At 72.4% G+C, this 21,493-nt stretch carries 16 protein-coding genes; 5 read left to right on the top strand and 11 right to left on the bottom strand.

The genetic code is table 11. The features are described 5' to 3' along the window. Positions 1–9 precede the first annotated feature (9 nt). On the bottom strand, positions 10–864 hold the full coding sequence (locus AB0E07_RS11945; RefSeq protein WP_362248990.1) for an ABC transporter permease: 855 nt from the start codon (positions 862–864) through the stop codon (positions 10–12). Continuing rightward, positions 861–3,497, bottom strand: coding sequence for an alpha/beta fold hydrolase (locus AB0E07_RS11940; protein WP_362248988.1), 2,637 nt, complete (start codon positions 3,495–3,497; stop codon positions 861–863). Before AB0E07_RS11940 ends, AB0E07_RS11945 begins: the two co-directional genes overlap by 4 nt. A gap of 245 nt (positions 3,498–3,742) precedes the next feature. Here AB0E07_RS11940 and AB0E07_RS11935 point away from each other — a divergent pair, with 245 nt between their 5' ends. After that, a complete protein-coding gene (locus AB0E07_RS11935; RefSeq protein WP_362248985.1) occupies positions 3,743–5,146 on the top strand; it encodes a condensation domain-containing protein in 1,404 nt (467 codons plus the stop codon). On the opposite strand, the gene AB0E07_RS11930 is transcribed toward AB0E07_RS11935, so the two are convergent. Continuing rightward, the gene (locus AB0E07_RS11930) at positions 5,121–6,515 is read right to left on the bottom strand and encodes an APC family permease (protein ID WP_362248982.1); all 1,395 of its coding nucleotides are present in this window, start codon (positions 6,513–6,515) and stop codon (positions 5,121–5,123) included. The two genes, AB0E07_RS11935 and AB0E07_RS11930, sit on opposite strands and share 26 nt — an antisense overlap. Positions 6,516–6,855: 340 nt before the next feature. On the opposite strand from AB0E07_RS11930, the gene AB0E07_RS11925 reads away from it, so the two are divergent. Beyond that, positions 6,856–7,704, top strand: a complete 849-nt coding sequence (locus AB0E07_RS11925; RefSeq protein WP_362248979.1) for a hypothetical protein — start codon at positions 6,856–6,858, stop codon at positions 7,702–7,704. Positions 7,705–7,768: 64 nt separating this feature from the next. On the opposite strand, the gene mmsA is transcribed toward AB0E07_RS11925, so the two are convergent. Genes mmsA through iolC form a run of 5 tightly spaced genes read right to left on the bottom strand, consistent with a single transcriptional unit; the run spans position 7,769 to position 13,823 of the window. Further along, positions 7,769–9,271 carry a CoA-acylating methylmalonate-semialdehyde dehydrogenase gene (mmsA, locus tag AB0E07_RS11920; RefSeq protein WP_362248976.1) on the bottom strand — a complete coding sequence of 501 codons (1,503 nt, stop codon included), beginning with the start codon at positions 9,269–9,271 and terminating at the stop codon, positions 7,769–7,771. A gap of 14 nt (positions 9,272–9,285) precedes the next feature. Then, a complete protein-coding gene (gene iolD / locus AB0E07_RS11915; RefSeq protein WP_362248973.1) occupies positions 9,286–11,163 on the bottom strand; it encodes a 3D-(3,5/4)-trihydroxycyclohexane-1,2-dione acylhydrolase (decyclizing) in 1,878 nt (625 codons plus the stop codon). Further along, the gene (iolB, locus tag AB0E07_RS11910) at positions 11,163–11,978 is read right to left on the bottom strand and encodes a 5-deoxy-glucuronate isomerase (protein WP_362248970.1); all 816 of its coding nucleotides are present in this window, start codon (positions 11,976–11,978) and stop codon (positions 11,163–11,165) included. Before iolB ends, iolD begins: the two co-directional genes overlap by 1 nt. 7 nt (positions 11,979–11,985) lie before the next feature. Next, on the bottom strand, positions 11,986–12,876 hold the full coding sequence (locus tag AB0E07_RS11905; protein ID WP_362248968.1) for a deoxyribose-phosphate aldolase: 891 nt from the start codon (positions 12,874–12,876) through the stop codon (positions 11,986–11,988). Further along, complete coding sequence (iolC, locus tag AB0E07_RS11900) at positions 12,873–13,823, bottom strand: 5-dehydro-2-deoxygluconokinase (protein ID WP_362248965.1); 951 nt, start codon at positions 13,821–13,823, stop codon at positions 12,873–12,875. The genes AB0E07_RS11905 and iolC overlap by 4 nt, the downstream gene beginning before the upstream one ends. A gap of 408 nt (positions 13,824–14,231) precedes the next feature. Here iolC and AB0E07_RS11895 point away from each other — a divergent pair, with 408 nt between their 5' ends. Next, positions 14,232–14,432, top strand: coding sequence for a MerR family transcriptional regulator (locus AB0E07_RS11895; protein ID WP_362248961.1), 201 nt, complete (start codon positions 14,232–14,234; stop codon positions 14,430–14,432). An 18-nt stretch (positions 14,433–14,450) separates the two neighbouring features. On the opposite strand, the gene AB0E07_RS11890 is transcribed toward AB0E07_RS11895, so the two are convergent. Together AB0E07_RS11890 and AB0E07_RS11885 are read right to left on the bottom strand one after the other, a co-directional pair. After that, positions 14,451–15,494 carry a zinc-dependent alcohol dehydrogenase family protein gene (locus AB0E07_RS11890; RefSeq protein ID WP_362248958.1) on the bottom strand — a complete coding sequence of 348 codons (1,044 nt, stop codon included), beginning with the start codon at positions 15,492–15,494 and terminating at the stop codon, positions 14,451–14,453. 33 nt (positions 15,495–15,527) lie between these two features. Then, the gene (locus AB0E07_RS11885) at positions 15,528–16,727 is read right to left on the bottom strand and encodes a cation:proton antiporter (RefSeq protein WP_362248955.1); all 1,200 of its coding nucleotides are present in this window, start codon (positions 16,725–16,727) and stop codon (positions 15,528–15,530) included. Positions 16,728–16,893: 166 nt separating this feature from the next. Between AB0E07_RS11885 and AB0E07_RS11880 the strand changes: the two genes are divergently transcribed. Together AB0E07_RS11880 and AB0E07_RS11875 are read left to right on the top strand one after the other, a co-directional pair. Then, positions 16,894–17,109, top strand: coding sequence for a cation transporter (locus AB0E07_RS11880; protein WP_362248952.1), 216 nt, complete (start codon positions 16,894–16,896; stop codon positions 17,107–17,109). A gap of 20 nt (positions 17,110–17,129) precedes the next feature. Further along, on the top strand, positions 17,130–19,358 hold the full coding sequence (locus AB0E07_RS11875; protein ID WP_362248949.1) for a heavy metal translocating P-type ATPase: 2,229 nt from the start codon (positions 17,130–17,132) through the stop codon (positions 19,356–19,358). Positions 19,359–19,964: 606 nt separating this feature from the next. On the opposite strand, the gene AB0E07_RS11870 is transcribed toward AB0E07_RS11875, so the two are convergent. Then, on the bottom strand, positions 19,965–21,254 hold the full coding sequence (locus AB0E07_RS11870) for a citrate synthase (RefSeq protein WP_362248946.1): 1,290 nt from the start codon (positions 21,252–21,254) through the stop codon (positions 19,965–19,967). Positions 21,255–21,493: the final 239 nt, after the last annotated feature.

Raw genomic sequence — 21,493 nt, 5'->3', positions numbered from 1 at the left:
TCCGTTGACCTAGGAGACGATGTCCTTGCGGGCGAAACCGCGGAAGGCCAGCGCGAACAGGATGACGGCGTACGTTACCGAGACGGCGGCGCCCTGGATCATGCCGGACCACTCCGGGGTGGGCTGCACGGCGTCCGCCCAGGCGAACTGCCAGTGCGCGGGCAGGAAGTGGCGCCAGTCGCCGAGAGCGGTCACCGCGTCCAGCACATTGCCGACGATGGTCAGGCCGACCGCGCCGCCGACCGCGCCGAGTGGGGCGTCGGTCTTCGTCGACAGCCAGAACGCGAGCCCGGCGGTGACCAGTTGGGAGACGAAGATGTACCCCACGACGACCACCAGGCGCTGGGCCGCGGTGCCCGCGTCGAGCGAGCCGCCGGTGGGGATGGCCAGCGGGCCCCAGCCGTAGGCGGCGGTGCCCACGGCCAGCGCGACCACCGGCAGCAGCACCATCGCGGCGAGGCTCAGGCCGAGCCCCACCACGAGCTTGGACCACAGCAGCCGGGCCCGGGGCACCGGTGCCGCGAGCAGATAGCGCAGCGAGGACCAGCCGGCCTCCGAGGCGACCGTGTCGCCGCAGAACAGGGCGACCGGGATGACCAGCAGGAACCCCGCGGAGACGAACAGGTTCACCGCGGCGAAGTTGGCGCCGGAGGAGGTGGCGGTGTCCATCAGGGTGATCCGGTCGCCGCGGCCGCCCGGCTCGCCGCCGATCGCGAAGGCGACCACCAGGACGAACGGCAGCGCGGCCAGGATCGCGCCCATGACCAGGGTGCGGCGGCGCTTGAGCTGGCGGACCAGTTCGACGCGCAGGGGCAGGGTGTGGCCCGCCCGGTAGCCGGAGGCGGCCTCGGTGAGCGTGCTCATGCGGAACCTCCGATCAGGGTGAGGAAGGCGTCCTCCAGGCGGCGGTGCGGGCCGACGGACCGCACCGGCACCTCCAGGCGGACGAGTTCGGCGATCAGGCGTTCCGCGCTGCCGTCGGCGTCCAGCCGGACGAGCAGTCCGTCGTCGGCGGGGACGGCCGAGGCGATGCCGGGCAGCGCCGCCACCTTCTCCGCCACGGGCTCCTCCACCGGTTCGGCGGTGCCGACCAGCAGGGTGTCGCCGGAGCCGACGATCTCGCCGACCGGGCCCGCCTGCACCAGCTGCCCGCGGTCCATGACCACGAGGTGGGTGCAGGTCTGCTCGACCTCGGAGAGCAGATGGCTGGAGACGATCACGGTGCGTCCGGCGGCCGCGTACCGGATCATCACCTCGCGCATCTCGCGGATCTGCGGCGGGTCGAGTCCGTTGGTGGGCTCGTCCAGGATCAGCAGGTCCGGCAGGCCGAGCATGGCCTGGGCGATGGCCAGGCGCTGGCGCATGCCCTGGGAGTAGGTGCGCACCGCGCGGGAGAGGGCGTCGCCGAGACCGGCGATCTCCAGCGCCTCGTCCAGGTGGGCGTCCTCGGCGGGGCGGCCGGTGGCGGCCCAGTACAGCTCCAGGTTCTCCCGCCCGGACAGGTGCGGCAGGAAGCCGGCGCCCTCGACGAAGGCGCCGACCCGGGAGAGCACCGGGGCGCCGGGGCGGATGGCGTGGCCGAAGACGCGGATCTCGCCGCCGTCGGGGCGGATCAGGCCCATCAGCATGCGCAGGGTCGTCGTCTTGCCCGCGCCGTTCGGGCCGAGCAGGCCGAGGACCTGGCCCCTGTCGACGGTGAAGGAGAGGTCGCGGACGCTGTAACGGTCGCCGCCCGCGTACTTCTTGCTCAACTCCGTGATCCGCAGCGGCACCTCGGCCAGCTCCGGGTCGGGGGCGGGGGCCGCCGTGCGGCGGCGGGCGGTCAGCAGCAGGGCCGCCGCGGCCAGCACACCGGCGAGCGGCAGCCACCACACCCAGGCGGGCAGCGGGGCGGCGGCGGTGCTCACGCCGGGGGCGGTCGGCACGGCCAGGCCGCTCCTCAGGGAGACCTTGTACGTGGCCGGGGCGGCCGGGGAGGCGTAGCCGAGGTCGGTGGAGGCGAGGACCAGGCGGAGCCGGTGGCCCTTGTCGATCTCGTGGTCGACGGCCGGGAGCGTGATCGTGACGTCCTTGCCGGACCCGGCGCCGGTCACCCGCAGCGGTGCGACGAGCTGGGCGGGCAGCACCTGCTGGGTGCCGTCGGCGCCGACGTCGTACACCTTGGCGAAGAGGACGGCGTCCTCGCTGGTGGACTCCACGTGGACGGTGACCGTCGGGGAGCCGGTGACGCGCAGGTCGTCCGTGACGGGGGCCGAGTCGAAGCGGGCGTACTGGCCGGGGAAGTCCAGCGAGACGCCGACGCCGAGGGAGGAGAGCTGGGCGAGTCCGCCGCCGCCGAGTCCGGGCAGCGCGGAGACGGCGGGCGGGCTGGCGCCGGCCGGGTTGGTGAAGCTCTGCTCGCGGCCGGTGAGGGCGATGTCCCGCGCCCCGCTCTCCAGGCCGGGGTAGCTGTCCCCGCTCGCGCCCCGCAGCTGGGCCTCGCCGTCGGTGGAGTCGACGCCGCCGGTGCGGGTGACGCGGAAGGCCGGGCCGGTGTCGGCGGACGTGTCGTCCTTCAGGTACCGGTCGAACCACGCCTGGACGCGGGCCCGGACGCGGTCGCCCTCCAGGTCGCCGCCGTCGTGGCCGCCCGCGATCCAGTCCACGGCGACGGGGGCGCCGTTGGCCTCGATCGCCTTCGCGGCCTGGTCGGCCTGGCCGAGCGGGAAGAGGGAGTCGGTCTGCCCCTGCACCAGGAGGGTGGGCACGTCGATACGGTCGGCGACGGCCGACGGCGAGCGCTCCTCCAGCAGCGCGCGGGCCGCGTCGTCCGGGACACCGGACTCGGCGACCCGGTCGTACATCCGGCAGAGCCGCTCCTCGAACCGGTCACAGCCGCCCGCGGTGTTGACGAAGATGCCGGCCCACAGCTTCTTGAAGACGCCGTCCGGGAACAGGGCGTCGGCGAGGTTCCAGTAGGTGATCGCGGGGGCGATGGCGTCGACGCGGTCGTCGTACCCCGCGCCGAGCAGGCTGATCGCGCCGCCGTAGGAGGCGCCCGCCATGCCGACGCGCGGGTCGCCGGCCTTGTCGAGCCGGACCCCGGGCTGCTCCGCGAGCCAGTCGATCAGCTCGGAGACGTCGGCGACCTCGCCCTCGGGGTCGTTCAGTCCGACCTTGCCGGTGGACTCGCCGAAGCCGCGGGCCGACCAGGTCAGCACCGCGTACCCGTCGGCGGCGAGTTCCTCGGCCTGCTCGCGCACGTCGTCCTTGCTGCCGCCGAAGCCGTGGCCGAGCAGGACCGCCGGACGGTCCCCCGCGGTGGATGCGGTGAAGTACGAGGTGTCCAGGCGCACTCCGTCGGCCACGGACAGCAGCCGGTCGGTACGGCGGACGGCGGGCCCGTCCTCGGCGGCGACGGCCGTCCAGGTGCCGGCGGCGGCGAGCACGGCGACGGCGGCCCCGGCGGCCAGCAGTCGCCGGGGCCGCCGGAGCAGCCCTCGCGGTCGAAGATCCATGAACCAACGGTACGGGGTGAACCTGTCGGGGAGTTGTCGACCACAGACCGAACCGGCGGACCTCCCAGCGGCGTACGGCGGTCGCCGCGCATACCGCGCCCGCGGTACGAGGACCGCTGTTCGACGGGCCACCCGATCCACTGAAATACCCCTCGCGCGGCGAGTGAATACCGCGAAAACGGGAGGTCCGGACGGAGGGCTCGGCAGATCCTCGAAGGTCAGCACCCTGTGAACGGAGACGCCCTGTGCGCACCACGGACATCCAGCGCTGCGAGGCCCGGCCGGGGAGGCTCGTCGAGTTCACCCTCTCCCCGGCGACCGTCGCGGCGGCCGCCGGCCTCCCGGACGACCCCCGGCCGCCCTCCTACATCCAGGAGTCCCACATCCGTACCGCCCGCTCGGTGCGGGAGGACGGTCTGGCGGTGCCGACCTGGCTCGGGGCCGCGTTCGACGTGCCCGGACCGGTCGACCTCGACGCGCTCCAGGAGGCGCTGCGGCAATGGACGCTGCGGCACGAGACGCTGCGCAGCGGCTTCCGGGCGGACGGCGGCGGACTGCGCCGCTTCACGCTCGACGCCGGCGCGGTGTCCCTGCACCGCCAGACGGTCGGCGACTTCACCGACGCCGGCGCGCTGGTGCGGCACCTCCAGGACCGCTTCGACGCCGCCGCGGACGCGCTCGGCTGGCCGAACCTGATCTACGCGGCGGTCGTCCGGGACGACGGCGCCAGCGTGTACATGGCCTTCGACCACAGCAACGTCGACGCCTACTCCCTGTACCGCATCCCCGCCGAGATCCACGAGCTGTACGCGGCGGCGGTCCGGGGCGAGCCGGTGGAGGAGTCACCGGTGTGCAGCTACATCGACTTCTGCGAGACGGAGCGGGCGGACGCCGACCGGATCGACGCGGACCACGAGATCGTGGGGCGCTGGCGGGAGTTCATCGCCCGGTGCGACGGCACGCTGCCGTCGTTCCCCGTCGATCTCGGGGTGCGGCCGGGCGGCCCGCTGCCCCCGCAGCGGCTGATGCGCGAGCCGCTGGCCGACGCGGAGGCCGCCGCCGCCTTCGAGGCGTACTGCCGGCCCCACGGCGGCGGCCTGGTCGGTGTCCTCGCGGCCACGGCGCTGATCGTGCGGGAGCTCGGCGGCGCCTCCGTGTACCGGACGGTGGTGCCCTTCCACACGCGGGTGAAGTCGCGCTGGTCGGACTCGGTCGGGTGGTACGTCGGGGGCGCGCCGATCGAGGTGCCGCTGGATCCGGAGCCCGACTTCCCGGCCGCCCTGCGCAGCGTGCGGGCCCAGTTGCAGGCGGCGCGGCCGCTGGCGCGGATGCCGCTGGCCCGGGTGCTGAACCTGCTGGGCACCGACTTCCGGCCCACCTCGCCCGACCTGTACTCGATCGTGTCCTACGTGGACGCCCGGGGCTTCCCGCGCGCCGCGGACTGGGCCGGGCTGTCGGCGTACGGGCTGATCCGGGTGTCGTACGGGGACCAGGTGTGCGCGTGGGTGAACCGGCTGCACGAGGGGCTGTGGTTCGCCGCCCGCTACCCGGACACCGAGGTGGCGCACAAGAACCTGCGGCTGTACACGGAGCGGCTGCGGGCCGTCGTGGCGGGGGTGCCCGCTACCGCTCGTCCGTCGGGAGGGTGACCAGCCAGCGGGTCTCGCGGCGGGGGCGGAGGTAGAGGGCCCAGTACAGGGTCGCGGCGAGGGTGATGCCGCCCGTCCACAGCAGGTACTCGGTCTCCTGCTGGGTCAGGATGTACGCGAGGACCGCGATCAGCAGGAGCGGCATCGCCGGCCACAGGGGCATCCGCCAGGCCGGGGTGTCCCGGTGGGCGCCGCGGCGGGCGAACAGGGCCGCCACCGCCACCAGCAGGTACATGCCGGTCACCGACACGCCCGTCACGCCGTACAGGGTGTCCAGGTTGACGAAGCAGAGGGCGGCGCCGGGGACGCCGACCGCGAGGGTCGCGACCCACGGGGAGCCGAACCGGCCGAGCTTGGCGAAGACCTCGTTGACCGGCCGGGGCCACGCCTTGTCCCGGGCCGAGGCGAACAGGACCCGGGAGTTCTGGATCACCATGACGATGCCGGCGTTGACGATGGCCAGGGCGACACAGAGGCTGACGAAGGTGCCGACCGCGGAGTTGGACCAGGCGGTGACCATCGAGCCGATGTCGCCGCCGGTCAGCTCGGCGAGGTCGGAGGCGCCGAGGGTGATGCCGATGACCGGGACCAGGATGATGACGGCGGAGATGGCGAGGGTGGCCAGCACCGTGCGGGCGACGTTGCGGCGCGGGTTCTCCAGCTCCTCGGAGAGGTAGACGGCGGTGGAGAAGCCCTGGGTGACGAAGAGGGCGATGGCGAGACCGGAGACGATCAGCAGGGCCGTCACGGTGTCGGTGGAGCCGTCGGCGCCGGCCACCTCCAGCGAGACCAGGCTGCCGGGGCCGCGCTCGGCGTGGGCGAAGCCGAGGACCGCGACGACGGCGGCCGCGACGACCTCCAGGACCAGGAAGATCCCGGTGATCCAGGCGTTGGCGCGCAGGTCGAGCAGTCCGGCGAGGGTGGCGAGCAGCATCACGCCGGCGGCGGCCGTCGACGGGTCGAGGTGGACGACCGGGGCGAGGTAGTCGGCCGTGCCCATGGCGATCACCGGCGGCACGATCATCACGACGAGCAGCGAGAGCACGAACACCAGCCAGCCCGCGAGCCGTCCGGCCATCGTGGTGACCATCGCGTACTCGCCGCCCGCGCTGGGGATCAGGGTGCCCAGCTCGGAGTAGCAGAAGGCCACCGCGATACAGAGCAGGGAGCCGATCGCGATGGTGAGGGCGGTGGCGGTGCCGAGCGAGCCGAACAGGTCGGGGACGACCACGAAGAGCGTGGAGGCGGGCGTCACGCACGAGAGCGTGAGGAGGGTGCCGCCGACGACCCCGATCGAGCGCTTCAGCTCCGGAGCGGGGTCCGAGGGCCCTTCCGTGAGCGGGGTGGTCTTCTCCAGCGTGTCGGTCATGCTGCGGTTCCGATCGGCAGTTGCGGCGGGGTTCGTTCGGGAGCGCTATCGCCTCCGGCGGCTTCGTTCGTTCGTCTGTCGTCCGCTCCCGGCGCTGCATCGAACACCCACGAAAACCAGCACGTCAATGGGTCTCAGGCTACGAAATCCGCATCCCCACGGGCCTCTTGATGGCGGATACGGCAGCACTGGCCAGTGATTGCCGCTCGGTCGACGGTGCGGGAACCGCAAGGTGAGGGCCGAAAAAACTGCCGACGACCGGCATACGGACGTGTCGGTGGGGGCCGCTACAGTCATTTGGTCACACAGCGGAGACACAGTGATGGACGGGGACACACAGATGAAGCTGAGGCACACCACGGCCTGGGTGGGGCTCACGGCGGCGGCCCTGGTGGCGGTCACCGGGTGCGGTTCCGGGGGAGCCGGGGAGACCACGCGCAAGGCCGCCGAGGCGGTCACCAACTCGGACAAGATCATGGCGGCGCTGACCCGCGCCACCGACCGGACCGAGGAACTCGGCTCCGCCGAGGTGAAGATGACGACCGACCTGGGCACCGGCACGCCGATAGCCATGAACGGCACGTACTCGTGGGGCGACGGCATCGCCTACGACGTCCAGATGGACACCAGGGCCGCCCAGATGGAGGCGCTCCAGGACGACCCGACGATCCACTGTCTGCTGGTCGACGGCGTGTACTACTACGACGTCGACGCGCAGCCGTCGGGCCCCATCGCGGGCAAGGAGTGGATCAAGGTCGACTCCTCCGCGGTGTTCGGAGACAGCGGCAGCGAGGCCTACAAGGGCGGCGGCGAGAACGGCAACCCGACGGCCTCGCTGAAGAGCCTGAAGTACGCCGACGACGTCGAGAACCTCGGCACCGAGACGGTGAACGGGCAGAGCGCCACGCACTACCGCGCGGTCCTCGACAAGGAGGACCTGGGCCAGTACCAGGAGGCCTACAGCGGCGAGGACAGCATGATCGGCGACATGACCGGCGGCGCCGACAGCATGTCCATGGAGATCTGGGTCAACGACGACGACCTGCCGGTGCGCCTGGAGCAGGTCATCGGCTCGCTGAAGGTGTCGATGGACTTCGACCGGTTCGGCGCCACGAAGGACATCTCCGCTCCTCCGGCCGCGCAGACCGCCGACCTGACCGAGGCCCTGAAGGAGGCCAACGGCCAGTGACCCGGACGGGCCCGGGCACCCGGGGCGAAGCACGCCCCGGGTGCCCGGGCCCCGCCGGTGCCGGTCAGTGGTTGCGCGGGAAGCCCAGGTCGACGCCGGCCGGCGCCTCGGACGGGTCCGGCCAACGGGTGGTGACGACCTTGCCGCGGGTGTAGAAGTGCGTGCCGTCGTTGCCGTAGATGTGGTGGTCGCCGAAGAGGGAGTCCTTCCAGCCGCCGAAGCTGTGGTAGCCGACGGGGACCGGGATCGGGACGTTCACGCCGACCATGCCGGCCTCGATCTCCAGCTGGAAGCGGCGGGCGGCGCCGCCGTCCCGGGTGAAGATCGCGGTGCCGTTGCCGAACGGCGAGCCGTTGATGAGGGCCACGCCGTCCTCGTAGGTGTCCACGCGCAGCACGCACAGCACCGGACCGAAGATCTCGTCCTGGTACGCCTTGGCGCTGGTGGGCACCTTGTCGAGGAGCGAGATGCCGATCCAGTGGCCGTCCTCGTGGCCGTCGACGGTGTAGCCGGTGCCGTCCAGGACGACCTCGCAGCCCTCGGCGGCGGCGCCCTCGACGTAGGTGGCCACCTTGTCGCGGTGGACCTTGGTGATCAGCGGGCCCATCTCGGACGTCGGGTCGTTGCCGGGACCGATCTTGATCTTCTCGGCGCGCTCGCGGATCTTCTCCACCAGCTCGTCGCCGATCGCGCCGACCGCGACGACCGCGGAGATCGCCATGCAGCGCTCGCCCGCGGAGCCGTAGGCCGCGCTGACGGCCGCGTCCGCCGCCGCGTCCAGGTCGGCGTCCGGGAGGACCAGCATGTGGTTCTTGGCGCCGCCGAGGGCCTGGACCCGCTTGCCGTGGGCGGAGGCGGTGGTGTGGATGTAGCGGGCGATCGGGGTCGAGCCGACGAAGGAGACGGCCTTGACGTCCGGGTGCTCCAGGAGCCGGTCCACGGCCACCTTGTCGCCGTGGACGACGTTGAAGACGCCGTCGGGCAGGCCCGCCTCGGCGAGCAGCTCGGCGATCCTGACGGCGGCGGACGGGTCCTTCTCGGACGGCTTCAGCACGAAGGTGTTGCCGCACGCGATGGCGATCGGGAACATCCACATCGGGACCATCGCCGGGAAGTTGAACGGCGTGATGCCCGCGACGACGCCCAGCGGCTGGCGGATCGAGGACACGTCGACGCGGCTGGCGACCTGGGTGGACAGCTCGCCCTTGAGCTGCACGGTGATGCCGCAGGCCAGGTCGACGATCTCCAGGCCGCGGGCGACCTCGCCGAGGGCGTCGGAGTGCACCTTGCCGTGCTCGGCGGTGATCAGCTCCGCGATGGCGTCCCGGTTGGCGTCCAGCAGCGCCCGGAACTTGAACAGGATCGTGGTGCGCTGGGCCAGCGAGGACTGGCCCCAGGTCGCGTAGGCCTCCTTGGCGGTGCGTACCGCGGCGTCGACCTCGTCGACCGAGGCGAACGCGACCTTCGTGGTGACGGCGCCGGTGGCCGGGTCGGTGACCGGCCCGTAGGTGCCCGACGCGCCTTCGACGGACTTGCCGCCGATCCAGTGGTTGACGATCTTCGTCATGACCCAGAACTCCTTCACAAGTGGCGGCGTCGAGCAGAGACGTGCCGGTCGTACTCCTCACGGGCCTTGACCGCCGACGGTCGGGTCGCGGTCTCGGCCACAGGAACATCCCACCAGGCCTGCGCCTCGGGCGCGCCCGACACTGTGTCGGGCGTTTCGGTCTCCACGTAGACACATGTGGGAGTGTCGGCGGCCCGCGCCTCGGCGAGCGCCGCACGCAGGTCACGGACGGTACGGGCGCGCAGGACGCGCATCCCGAGGCTGGCGGCGTTGGCGGCGAGATCGACCGGGAGGGGGGCGCCCGAAAGAGTGCCGTCGGGCGCCGGGAAGCGGTAGGCGGTGCCGAACCGCTCGCCGCCCACGGACTGAGAGAGGCCGCCGATGGAGGCGTACCCGTGGTTCTGGACCAGCACCATCTTGATGGCGACGCCCTCCTGGACGGCGGTGACGATCTCCGTCGGCATCATCAGATAGGTGCCGTCGCCGACGAGCGCCCAGACGGGCCGGGCGGGCGCGGCCAGCTTCACCCCGATCGCGGCGGGGATCTCGTAGCCCATGCAGGAGTAGCCGTACTCCAGGTGGTACTGGTCGGCGGAGCGGGCCCGCCAGAGCTTGTGCAGGTCGCCCGGGAGGGAACCGGCCGCGTTGATGATCACGTCCGACTCGTCCACCAGCGCGTCGAGGGCGCCGAGGACCTGGGGCTGGGTCGGCCGGGCGTCCTCGTCGGGGGCGGCGAAGCAGGCGTCGACGCGCCGCTCCCAGTCCGCCTTGCCAGCGCCGTACTCGGTGACGTAGGCGTCGTCGACCCGGTGGCCGTCGGCCCCAAGCGCCTCGGTCAGCGCGGTCAGTCCGCCGCGGGCGTCCGCGACCAGCGGCAGCCCGGCGAGCTTGTGGCCGTCGAAGGCGGCGATGTTGAGGTTGAGGAAGCGGACGCCCGGCCGCTCGAAGAGGGTGCCGGAGGCGGTGGTGAAGTCGGTGTACCGGGTGCCGACGCCGATGACCAGGTCGGCCGAGCGGGCCAGCGCGTCTGCGGTGGCGGTGCCGGTGTGGCCGATGCCGCCGACGTCCTGGGGGTGGTCGTGGCGCAGCGAGCCCTTGCCGGCCTGGGTGGAGGCGACGGGGATGCCGGTGAGGGACGCGAACTCGGCGAGGGCCCGCTCGGCGCGGCTGTGGTGGACTCCGCCGCCGGCCACCAGCAGGGGGCGCCGGGCGGCGCGGATGGCGGCGACCGCCCGGTCCAGTTCGGCCGGGTCGGCGGCGGGCCGCCGTACGGTCCAGACGCGGTCGGCGAAGAACTCCTCCGGCCAGTCGTACGCCTCGGCCTGTACGTCCTGGGGCAGGGCGAGGGTGACGGCGCCGGTCTCCACCGGGTCGGTGAGCACCCGTACGGCCTGGAGGGCGGCCGGGATCAGGGCCTCGGGGCGGGTGACGCGGTCGAAGTACCGGGACACCGGGCGCAGGCAGTCGTTGACGCTCAGGTCGCCCGCGTAGGGGACTTCGAGCTGCTGGAGCACCGGGTCGGCGGGGCGGCCGGCGAAGGTGTCGCCGGGCAGCAGCAGGACCGGCAGGCGGTTGACGGTGGCGAGGGCGGCGCCGGTGACGAGGTTGGTGGCGCCGGGGCCGATGGAGGTGGTCACGGCGTGGGTGGACAGGCGGCCCGACTGGCGGGCGTAGCCGACGGCCGCGTGCACCATGGACTGCTCGTTGCGGCCCTGGTGGTAGGGCATGAGGTCGGCGTACTCGACGAGTGCCTGGCCGAGCCCGGCGACGTTCCCGTGGCCGAAGATGCCCCAGGTGGCGCCGATCAGCCGCTGCCGTACGCCGTCCCGCTCGGTGTACTGGGCGGACAGGAAGCGCACGAGTGCCTGTGCGACGGTGAGCCGGGTGGTCATCAGTAGCCCTCCGTGTGGTCGGGGTGGAAGCAGATCCGCCACTCCCGGGTCTCGCCCGGTCCCGCCATGACGTTCAGGTAGTACATGTCGTGGCCGGGCTGCGCGATCGACGGGCCGTGCCAGCCGTCGGGGACGAGGACGGCGTCGCCGGAGCGGACCTCGGTGAGCAGTTCGGCGCCGCCCTCCCGGGAGGGCGTGATCCGCTGGTAGCCGTAGCCGTGCGGGCCGTCGATCTCGAAGTAGTAGATCTCCTCCAGCTCCGACTCCGCGCCGGGCCGGTGCTCGTCGTGCTTGTGCGGCGGGTACGAGGACCAGTTGCCGCCGGGGGTGATCACCTCGACGGCGATCAGCCGGTCGCAGTCGAAGGCGTCGGCGGAGGCGAAGTTGCGGACGTGGCGCAGCCGGTTGCCGCTGCCGCGCTGTTCCACGGGGACCTCCGGCGCGGGGCCGTAGCGGGCGGGGAGTCGTCGCTCGCACCTTGCTCCTGCCAAAGCAAAGCGGCCACCCGCGCCGGAGGCGATCTGTGCCCGGGCGTCTCGGGGTACGTACGCGAAGTCGGTGACCGACGCGAACACGCTCTCCCGGCCCAGGAGTTGGAATTCCCGGTCCTCCACTCGCACCGTACAACCGCCGCTGAGCGGCAGTACGATCCACTCGCTGTCCCCGGCGGTCAGGGTATGGGTCCCGCCGGGTTCCAGTTCCACGATCCGCAGCCCCGAGTGGTGCCAGCCGGCCCACTCGGGTCCGATGTCGAGCGCACGGCCCCGGCCGGCGGTCGAGCCCCGGGGGACGTACAGCCGCGTCTTGTTCGTCATCCGGCCCTCACAGCAGTCCTACGGCGGTGTCGACGGCGGCGGTCACGTCCCCGTCCGCCGGGTACAGCAGGGAGCGGCCGGCCACCAGTCCGCGCACGGTGGGCAGCCGGAGGGCGTCGCGCCACTTCTCGTAGGCGGAGACCTGGTCCTCGGCGGAGTCCCCGATGTCGCCGCCGAGCAGCACGGCGGGGAGCGTGGAGGTCTCCATGACGCGGGCCATGTCGTCCGGGTCCGCGGTGACCGGGACCTTGAGCCAGGTGTAGGCCGAACTGCCGCCGAGCCCGGAGGCGATGGCGATGGACCGGGTGACGGCGTCGGCGGAGAGATCGTTGCTCAGCTTCCCGTCGGGCGCGCGTCGGGAGATGAACGGCTCGACGAACAAAGGGAGTTGCCGGGCCGCCATCTCGTCGACGGCGCGGGCGGTGGACTCCAGGGTGTTGAGGGAGCCCGGGTCGTCGTAGTCGATGCGCAGCAGGAGCTTGCCCGCGTCGAAGTTGAGGCGCCGGATGTCCTCGGGGCGGTGGCCGGTGAAGCGGTCGTCCAGTTCGAAGCTGGCGCCCTGGAGGCCGCCGCGGTTCATCGAGCCCATCACGACCCGGTCGTCGAGGGCGCCGAGCAGGAGCAGGTCGTCGAGGATGTCGGCGGTGGCGAGGACGCCGTCGACGCCGGGGCGGGAGAGGGCCAGGCAGAGGCGTTCGAGCAGGTCGGCGCGGTTGGCCATGGCGAACTTGCGGTCGCCGACGCCGAGCGCGCCGCGGGCCGGGTGGTCGGCGGCGACGATCATCAGGCGGCCGGACGCGCCGAGCAGCGGGCGGCGCCTGCGGCGGGCGGCCGCCTCGGCGATGGCCTCGGGGTGGCGGGTGCGGGTGCGGACGAGTTCCGCGACGTCGACGGTCACCGGACGGCTCCGGCGGTCAGGGCGGCCGTCACCTCGGCGGGGGTGGGCATCGCGGAGGAGCACTCCAGACGGGAGGCGACGATGGCGCCGGCGGCGTTGGCGTGCCGCATGACCGTCTCCAGGTCCCGGCCGGCGAGCAGGCCGTCGGCGAGGGAGCCGCCGAAGGCGTCCCCGGCGCCGAGGCCGTTGAGGACGTCCACCGGCAGCGGCGGCACCTCGGCGCTCTCCCCGTCGCTCCGCACCGCGAGGACTCCCTTGGGGCCCTGCTTGACGACGGCGAGTTCGACTCCGGCGTCGAGGAGGGCGCGGGCGGCGGCGTGCGGTTCGCGGACTCCGGTGGCGACCTCCACCTCGTCGAGGTTGCCGACCGCGACGGTGGTGTGGCGCAGGGCCTCGGCGTAGAAGGGGCGGGCCTGGTCGGGGTCCTGCCAGAACATGGGGCGCCAGTCGAGGTCGAAGACCGTGATGCCGGAGCGGGCACGGTGGGCGAGCGCGGCGAGGGTGGCGGTCCGGCTGGGTTCCTCGCTCAGGCCGGTGCCGGTCACCCAGAAGACGCGGGCCTCGCGCACGGCGTCCAGGTCGAGGTCGTGGGCGTCGATCTCCAGGTCGGGCGCCTTGGGGCGGCGGTAGAAGTAGAGCGGGAAGTCGTCGGGCGGGAAGATCTCGCAGAAGGTGACCGGGGTGGCCAGGTCGGCGACCGGGGTGACCCAGCGGTCGTCGACGCCGAACTCGCGCAGGGCCTGGTGGAGGTAGGTGCCGAAGGGGTCGTCGCCGGTGCGGGTGATGACGGCGGTGTTCCGGCCCAGGCGGGCGGCGGCGACCGCGACATTGGCCGCCGAGCCGCCGAGGAACTTGCCGAAGGAGGTGACCTGCGGCAGGGGGACACCGGTCTGCAACGGATAGAGGTCCACCCCGATCCGCCCCATGGTGATCAGGTCGTACGCCATCGCGTTCCCTTCGTATCGGCTCTCCCCGGCTTTCTAGTCCCGCGCACGGAGCCCTGTCAATGTTTTGTCCGGACATTCGGACGAGAGAGCTTTCCGGCCCGCGCGCACCGGACCGCCCGCACCGGACCGCGGGACGGCGGACCCCGACCGAGTCAACGCGCCGCGCCCGTGCACCGGCGTGCGCCATTGCGCCAGTTGCGTCACAAACACCCCGCTTGTGTCACACATGTCGCGTGTACGCGGGTCCTGTGTCACACCCGGCGCACAGCACCTGACCCAGGGTCACCGGGCGCCGTTCACGGGGCACAGGCTTCGTGATCGCCCGCTTCGTGATCACCAGCGCGGCGCCCGGTACCCCCGACGGCCGATCCCGGCCGCCGCCGCGGCGCGCGCGGGGAGGTGCACCTCATGACCGACCGACCGCTGTGGTCCTACAAGGACATCGCGGCCCACATCCGCGTGCAGCCCGACACCGTGCGGTCCTACCGCAAGCACGGGCTGCTGCCGCCGCCCGACCACGTCGAGGGCGGCAAGCCGTACTGGTACGCCGACACCGTCCGGGCCTGGGTCGCCTCCCGCCCCGGCAACAGAGGCCGCAGGGAGGACTGAGGCGGCCGCCCCAGGGGCTCAGGCCCAGGGGGCGACGACCGTGACCCCCGGCCCCGGCGCGGCGCCGAGCGCGGCGAGCGCGGCCGGGGCCTCGTCCAGCGTGACGGTGCGGGTGACCAGCAGGTCGGGGCGTAGGGCACCGGAACGGACCAGTTCCAGCATCGGTGGGTAGGTGTGCGCGGCCATGCCATGGCTGCCGAGCAGTTCCAGTTCCCGGGCGACGGCGCGGGCCATGGGGACGGGAGTGGTGCCGTCGGACGAGGGCAGCAGGCCCACCTGGACGTGCCGGCCCCGGCGGCGCAGGCCGTTGACCGAGGCGGCGCAGGTGGCGGGCGAGCCCAGCGCGTCGAGCGAGAGATGGGCGCCGCCGCCGGTCAGCTCCCGCACCGCCGCCGCCGTGTCCGGCACCTCCCTCGCGTCGACACGGGCGGCCGCCCCGAACCGCCGCGCCAGGTCCAGGGCCCCGGGCGAGACGTCCACGGCGACGACCCGGGCGCCGGCGGCGGCCGCGATCATCACCGCCGACAGGCCCACCCCGCCGCAGCCGTGCACCGCGACCCACTCCCCCGCAGCGACCCGGCCGCGCTGCACCACCGCGCGGAACGCGGTGGCGAACCGGCAGCCGAGCGAGGCCGCGGTCGCGTACGACATGTTCTCCGGGACCGCGACCAGGTTCACGTCCGCGTGGTCGAGGGCCACGTACTGGGCGTAGGAGCCCCAGTGCGTGAAGCCGGGCTGGGTCTGCCGCTCGCAGACCTGCTGCTCGCCCGCCGCGCAGGCCGGACAGGAACCGCAGGCGCAGACGAAGGGCACGGTGACCCGGTCGCCGGGGCGCCACGCGGTCACCCCGGGGCCCACCGCCTCGACGACACCGGCGAGTTCGTGTCCGGGCACGTGCGGCAGCGTGATGTCCGGATCGTGCCCCTGCCAGCCGTGCCAGTCACTGCGGCACAGGCCGGTGGCCTCCACCCGCACCACCACGCCGTGCCCGGCGGGGCGGGGGTCGGGGACGTCGCGCACCTCGGCGGGTGCGCCGAACCTCTCGAAGACCACGGCTCGCACGGCGGCTCCTCTCGTTCCGGGGAGGCTGCGGCCTCACCACGACTCCGGCTCCCGCAGGGTCTCGCGCGGCGCCGGGCGCTCGCCGCGCAGCCGCAGTCCGAGCGACGGGAACACCAGCACCGAGATCATCGCCGCGGCGACCAGCGCCGCGGCCTCGTCGGAGCGCATGGTGCCGGCGTCGACGCCGATCGTGGTGATGGCCACCACCAGGGGCAGGGCGGTGGCGGCGAACAGGGTCAGGGCGCCCTTCTCGGAGCGGTCCAGGTCGCGCGGCGCGAGGACGTACACCGGCAGCCCGCGCACCACCAGGAAGAGCGCCAGGAACACCGGCAGGAGCAGCAGGGCGCGGCCGCCGTCGAGCAGGGAGTCCAGGTCGAACTCGATGCCGGTGACCACGTAGAAGACCGGCACCAGGAAGCCGAAGCCCATCGCCTCGACCTTCTCCATCACCGGCTCCGCGCTGCGCGGCGCCGCCCCGTGCAGCAGCAGGCGCGCCAGGACCCCGGCGGCGAAGGCGCCGAGCAGGGTGTCCAGGCCCATCTCCTGGGAGATGCCGAGCATGACCGCGAGCAGCAGCACCATCAGCCGTACGGCGAACTGGCCGCTGGTGTGCAGCGTCTTCTCGACCACCCGGGAGAACCAGGGCGGACGCGGCCGGGTCGCCCACCACACGGCCGCCGCCGTCAGCAGCGCGAACGCGGCCAGCACCACGGTGGAGCGGCCCGGCGAACGGCCGCTCAGCAGGACCGCGATGGCGATGATCGGCCCGAACTCCCCCACCGCGCCCACCGCGGACATCACCGAGCCGAACCGGGTGCGCAACTGCCCCGCGTCCCGCAGTACCGGCAGGACCACGCCGAGGGCGGTGCTGGTCAGCGCGGTGCCGATGTAGACGCCGCGGTCCCAGCCGGAGAGCAGGGTGCCCAGGCTCAGCCCCACCGCCAGGGAGATCAGCCAGGCCCACCCCGACCGGCGCAGCGTGTCGCCGCGGATGCGGTCGAACTCGATCTCGTAGCCCGCGAGGAAGATCAGCATCGCCAGACCGAGGTCGGCGAGGGTGTCGATGACCTGGCCCTCGCCCGCCCAGCCCAGGACGTCCGGGCCGACCAGGACGCCGAGCGCGATCTCGAAGATCACGAGGGGAACGGGCAGCCACCGGCTCACCCCGTGCGCGAGCAGCGGCGCCAGCACCGCGATGGACATGATGAGGATGAGCGTCCCGGCCTGCGACATAAGGGGTACCTACCATAAAGTGCGGTCGAATCAGCCCAATGGGGAACGCCCGCCGGGCTGCGCCGACCCTCCTTGGAGAAATACCCCGTAGGGGTATACGGTGGATGGAGTACGGGAAGACTCGTGGACCCCGTCAGCCCCATCCGCCTCTCCCGAGGAGAACAACATGAGCGTGAGCGCCGTCTACAAGGTCAGCGGGATGAGCTGCGGCCACTGCGAGGGCGCCGTCTCCGGCGAGATCTCCGAACTGCCCGGGGTCAGCTCGGTGCAGGCCGTCGCCGCCACCGGCGAGGTCACCGTCGTCTCCGTGGCCGCGCTGCGCGAGGAGGACGTCCGGGCCGCCGTCGACGAGGCCGGGTTCGAACTCGTCGGCGCCGTCTGAGGCCCTCCGGAGTCCGGCCCATGTCCTCCACCGCCCAGGCCCCGATAGCCGGCCCCGCCGAGGTCGAGCTGCTCATCGGCGGCATGACCTGCGCCTCCTGCGCCGCCCGCGTCGAGAAGAAGCTCAACCGGCTGGACGGGGTCACGGCCAGCGTCAACTACGCCACCGAGAAGGCGCGGATCAGCTACCCGGCGGGCGTGGAGGTGGCCGATCTGATCGCCACCGTCGAGCGCACCGGGTACACGGCCGAGGAGCCCGCCCCCCAACCCCCCGCGGCGGAAGCCGGGCCCGAGGACGATCCCGAGACGGCCGGCCACCGGCGGCGCTTCACCGTCTCCGCGCTGCTCGCGGCGCCGGTGGTCCTGCTCTCCATGGTCCCCGCGCTCCAGTTCGACAACTGGCAGTGGCTGGCCCTCACCCTCGCCGCGCCCGTGGTCGTCTGGGGCGGGCTGCCCTTCCACCGTGCCGCGTGGACCAACGCCCGGCACGCCGCCGCCACCATGGACACCCTCGTCTCGCTCGGCACCCTGGCCGCCTTCGGCTGGTCGCTGTGGGCGCTGTTCCTCGGCGACGCGGGCATGCCGGGGATGCGGGAGGAGTTCCGGCTCACCGTCGGCGGCATGGACGGCGCCTCGACGATCTATCTGGAGGTCGCCTCCGGGGTCGTCGCCTTCATCCTGCTGGGCCGCTGGCTGGAGGCCCGCGCCAAACGGCGCTCCGGCGCGGCGCTGCGGGCGCTGATGGAACTGGGCGCCAAGGACGTGGCCGTCCTGCGGGACGGGCGCGAGCTGCGGATCCCGGTCACCGCGCTGGCCGTCGGCGACCTGTTCGTCGTACGCCCCGGCGAGAAGATCGCCACGGACGGCACGGTCGTCGAGGGCGCCTCGGCGGTGGACGCCGCGATGCTGACCGGAGAGTCCGTGCCGGTGGACGTGACGGCCGGGGACACCGTCACCGGGGCCACGGTCAACGTCGGCGGGCGGCTCGTCGTCCGGGCCTCCAGCGTCGGCGCCGACACCCGGCTGGCGCGGATGGCGCGGCTGGTGGAGGAGGCGCAGAACGGCAAGGCCGAGGTGCAGCGGCTGGCCGACCGGATCTCCGCGGTGTTCGTACCGGTGGTCCTGGTCCTGGCGGTCGCCACCTTCGGCGGCTGGCTGGGCGCCACCGGCGACACCGTGGACGCGTTCACCGCGGCCGTCGCCGTCCTGATCATCGCGTGTCCGTGCGCCCTGGGCCTGGCGACCCCGACCGCGCTGATGGTCGGCACCGGACGCGGGGCCCAGCTCGGCATCCTGATCAAGGGCCCGCGGGTACTGGAGTCCACCCGCCGGATCGACACGGTCGTCCTCGACAAGACCGGCACGGTCACCACGGGCCGGATGACCCTGCACGAGGTGTACGTGGCCGAGGGCACCGACGAGCGGCAGGCGCTGCGGCTCGCCGGCGCCCTGGAACACGCCTCCGAGCATCCCGTGGCACGGGCGGTCGCCGCGGGCGCCGAGGAGCGGGCCGGGCGGCTGCCGCGGGCCGAGGACTTCGAGAACGTGCCCGGACGGGGCGTGCGCGGACGGGTGGAGGGCCACGAGGTCGCCGTGGGGCGCCTCTTCGCCGAGCTGCCCGAGGAACTGGCCCGCGCCCGGGAGCGGGCCGAGCGGGACGGACGTACGGCCGTGGTGGCGGGCTGGGACGGCGCCGTGCGGGCCGTGCTGGCGGTGGCCGACACGGTCAAGGAGACCAGCGCCGAGGCGGTGCGCGAGCTGCGCGCGCTGGGGCTCGAACCGGTGCTGCTGACCGGCGACAACCGGACGGTGGCCGAGGCGGTCGCGCGGGCCGTGGGCATCGAGCGGGTGATCCCGGAGGTGCTGCCCGAGGAGAAGGTCGAGGCGGTCCGGCGGCTGCGGGCCGAGGGGCGGACCGTCGCCATGGTCGGCGACGGCGTCAACGACGCGGCCGCCCTGGCCGCCGCGGACCTGGGGCTCGCCCTGGGCACCGGCGCGGACGCGGCGATCGAGGCCGGTGACCTGACGCTGGTGCGCGGGGACCTGCGGGTCGCGGCGGACGCGATCCGGCTGTCCCGCCGGACCCTCGGCACGATCAAGGGCAACCTGGTGTGGGCCTTCGGCTACAACGTGGCCGCGCTACCGCTCGCCGCGGCCGGACTGCTGAACCCGATGATCGCGGGAGCGGCGATGGCCTTCTCCTCGGTCTTCGTGGTCTCCAACAGTCTGCGATTGCGTACGTTCCGCTGAACCCGGCGGAAGTTGCCGGGAGTTTGGCACGGTGAGGGCGGGGGCCCTCTGGAGTCCGGCGCGAGCCTCACATAAGCTCTTCACAAGGCTCGCGCATCATCCTTACGCTTGGGTCTCGTCCGGCGTATCCGTGCCCTTGCGCATCTAACGGACATATGCAAGAGACGCAGATCACAGTGATGTGAACGTAACCATCGAAGGGGTTCGAAGGTCTAAGTTGGCGATGTCAGGAAGCGTCTTGGGGGGCGCGGACTGGCATCTGGGGATGTCTTGGGGGACTTCCTCAGAGATGCGTTGCCGGGGCACGCACCCCGGGGAGCTTGAGCGGCCCTCCCGAGTGCGCTGTCCCGGCAGACCGCACGACGAGTAGTACGGGCGTGCACGCCCGATCCACTCAACGCAGTACCGAACAACAGCGAATTCAGGCGCTGTCCTCACAGACGCCCGGCCGGATCCCGTGGGGGGAATCCGCACCGGGACATGGGAAGGCGCCCTGGACGTCGGCCCGTGGGGGGACCGGCGCCAGGGCGCCTTTCACTATCTCCGGCGGCTCTCCGGATCACGCGGGGCCCACCCGTGCGGCAGGCCCCTTCCGCTACGGCGCGCTCAGCGCTCCTCGACCGGGACGAAGTCGCGCTCGACGACGCCCGTGTAGATCTGGCGCGGGCGGCCGATGCGGGAACCCGGCTCCTTGATCATCTCGTGCCACTGGGCGATCCAGCCCGGCAGACGGCCGAGGGCGAACAGGACCGTGAACATCTCGGTCGGGAAGCCCATGGCCCGGTAGATCAGGCCGGTGTAGAAGTCGACGTTCGGGTAGAGGCTGCGCGAGACGAAGTAGTCGTCGGAGAGCGCGTGCTCCTCCAGCTTCAGCGCGATGTCCAGCAGCTCGTCGGACTTGCCGAGGGCGGACAGCACGTCGTGCGCGGCGGCCTTGATGATCTTGGCGCGGGGGTCGAAGTTCTTGTAGACCCGGTGGCCGAAGCCCATCAGGCGGACGCCGTCCTCCTTGTTCTTCACCTTGCGGATGAAGGAGTCGACATCGCCGCCGGATGCCTGGATGCCCTCCAGCATCTCCAGGACGGACTGGTTGGCGCCGCCGTGCAGCGGGCCCCAGAGCGCGGAGATACCGGCGGAGATCGAGGCGAACATGTTCGCCTGCGAGGAGCCGACCAGGCGGACCGTCGAGGTGGAACAGTTCTGCTCGTGGTCCGCGTGCAGGATGAGCAGCTTGTCGAGGGCGGAGACCACGACCGGGTCCAGCTCGAACTCCTGCGCCGGCACCGAGAAGGTCATGCGCAGGAAGTTCTCGACGTAGCCGAGGTCGTTGCGCGGGTAGACGAACGGGTGGCCGATCGACTTCTTGTAGGCGTAGGCCGCGATCGTCGGAAGCTTGGCGAGCAGGCGGATCGTGGAGAGGTGGCGCTGCTTCTCGTCGAAGGGGTTGTGGCTGTCCTGGTAGAACGTCGACAGCGCGGAGACCACCGAGGAGAGCATCGCCATCGGGTGGGCGTCCCGCGGGAAGCCGCGGTAGAAGTTCTTGACGTCCTCGTGCAGCAGGGTGTGCTGGGTGATCTCGTTCTTGAACGTGCTGAGCTCGTCGACGGTGGGCAGCTCGCCGTTGATCAGCAGGTAGGCGACCTCCAGGAAGGTCGAGCGCTCGGCCAGCTGCTCGATCGGGTAGCCGCGGTACCGCAGGATGCCCTGCTCGCCGTCGAGGTAGGTGACGGCGGATTTATACGCGGCCGTGTTGCCGTAGCCGCTGTCCAGGGTCACCAGACCGGTCTGGGCGCGGAGCTTGCCGATGTCGAAGCCCTTGTCGCCGACGGTGCTGTCGATCACCGGGTAGGTGTACTCGCCGTCGCCGTACCGCAGTACTACAGAGTTGTCGCTCACGTCATCCCTCACCGACGTTGTGCCTCTTCTTCGAGGTTGCCCTGACTGTCTCTACCATCCCCCATTTGGCGCAGGAGAGTGCACTCGGGGTCGACCATTGGGCTCATTGGCGGCACTGAGTGCCGCCAACCTGCTCATCCTGCCCCCTTGATACCGGCATCCGGAAGAGCTGTGTGACCTTTACGACTCGTTTGATCGATCAAATTTCACTCACCGCTCCTCCGGCGACGCCGAGAGGG

The organism is Streptomyces sp. NPDC048002 (assembly GCF_040653275.1).
In the GTDB taxonomy this organism is placed as follows: domain Bacteria; phylum Actinomycetota; class Actinomycetes; order Streptomycetales; family Streptomycetaceae; genus Streptomyces.
The sequence above is the reverse complement of the archived record's forward strand: the minus strand, read 5'-3'. Positions and strand labels throughout refer to the sequence as shown.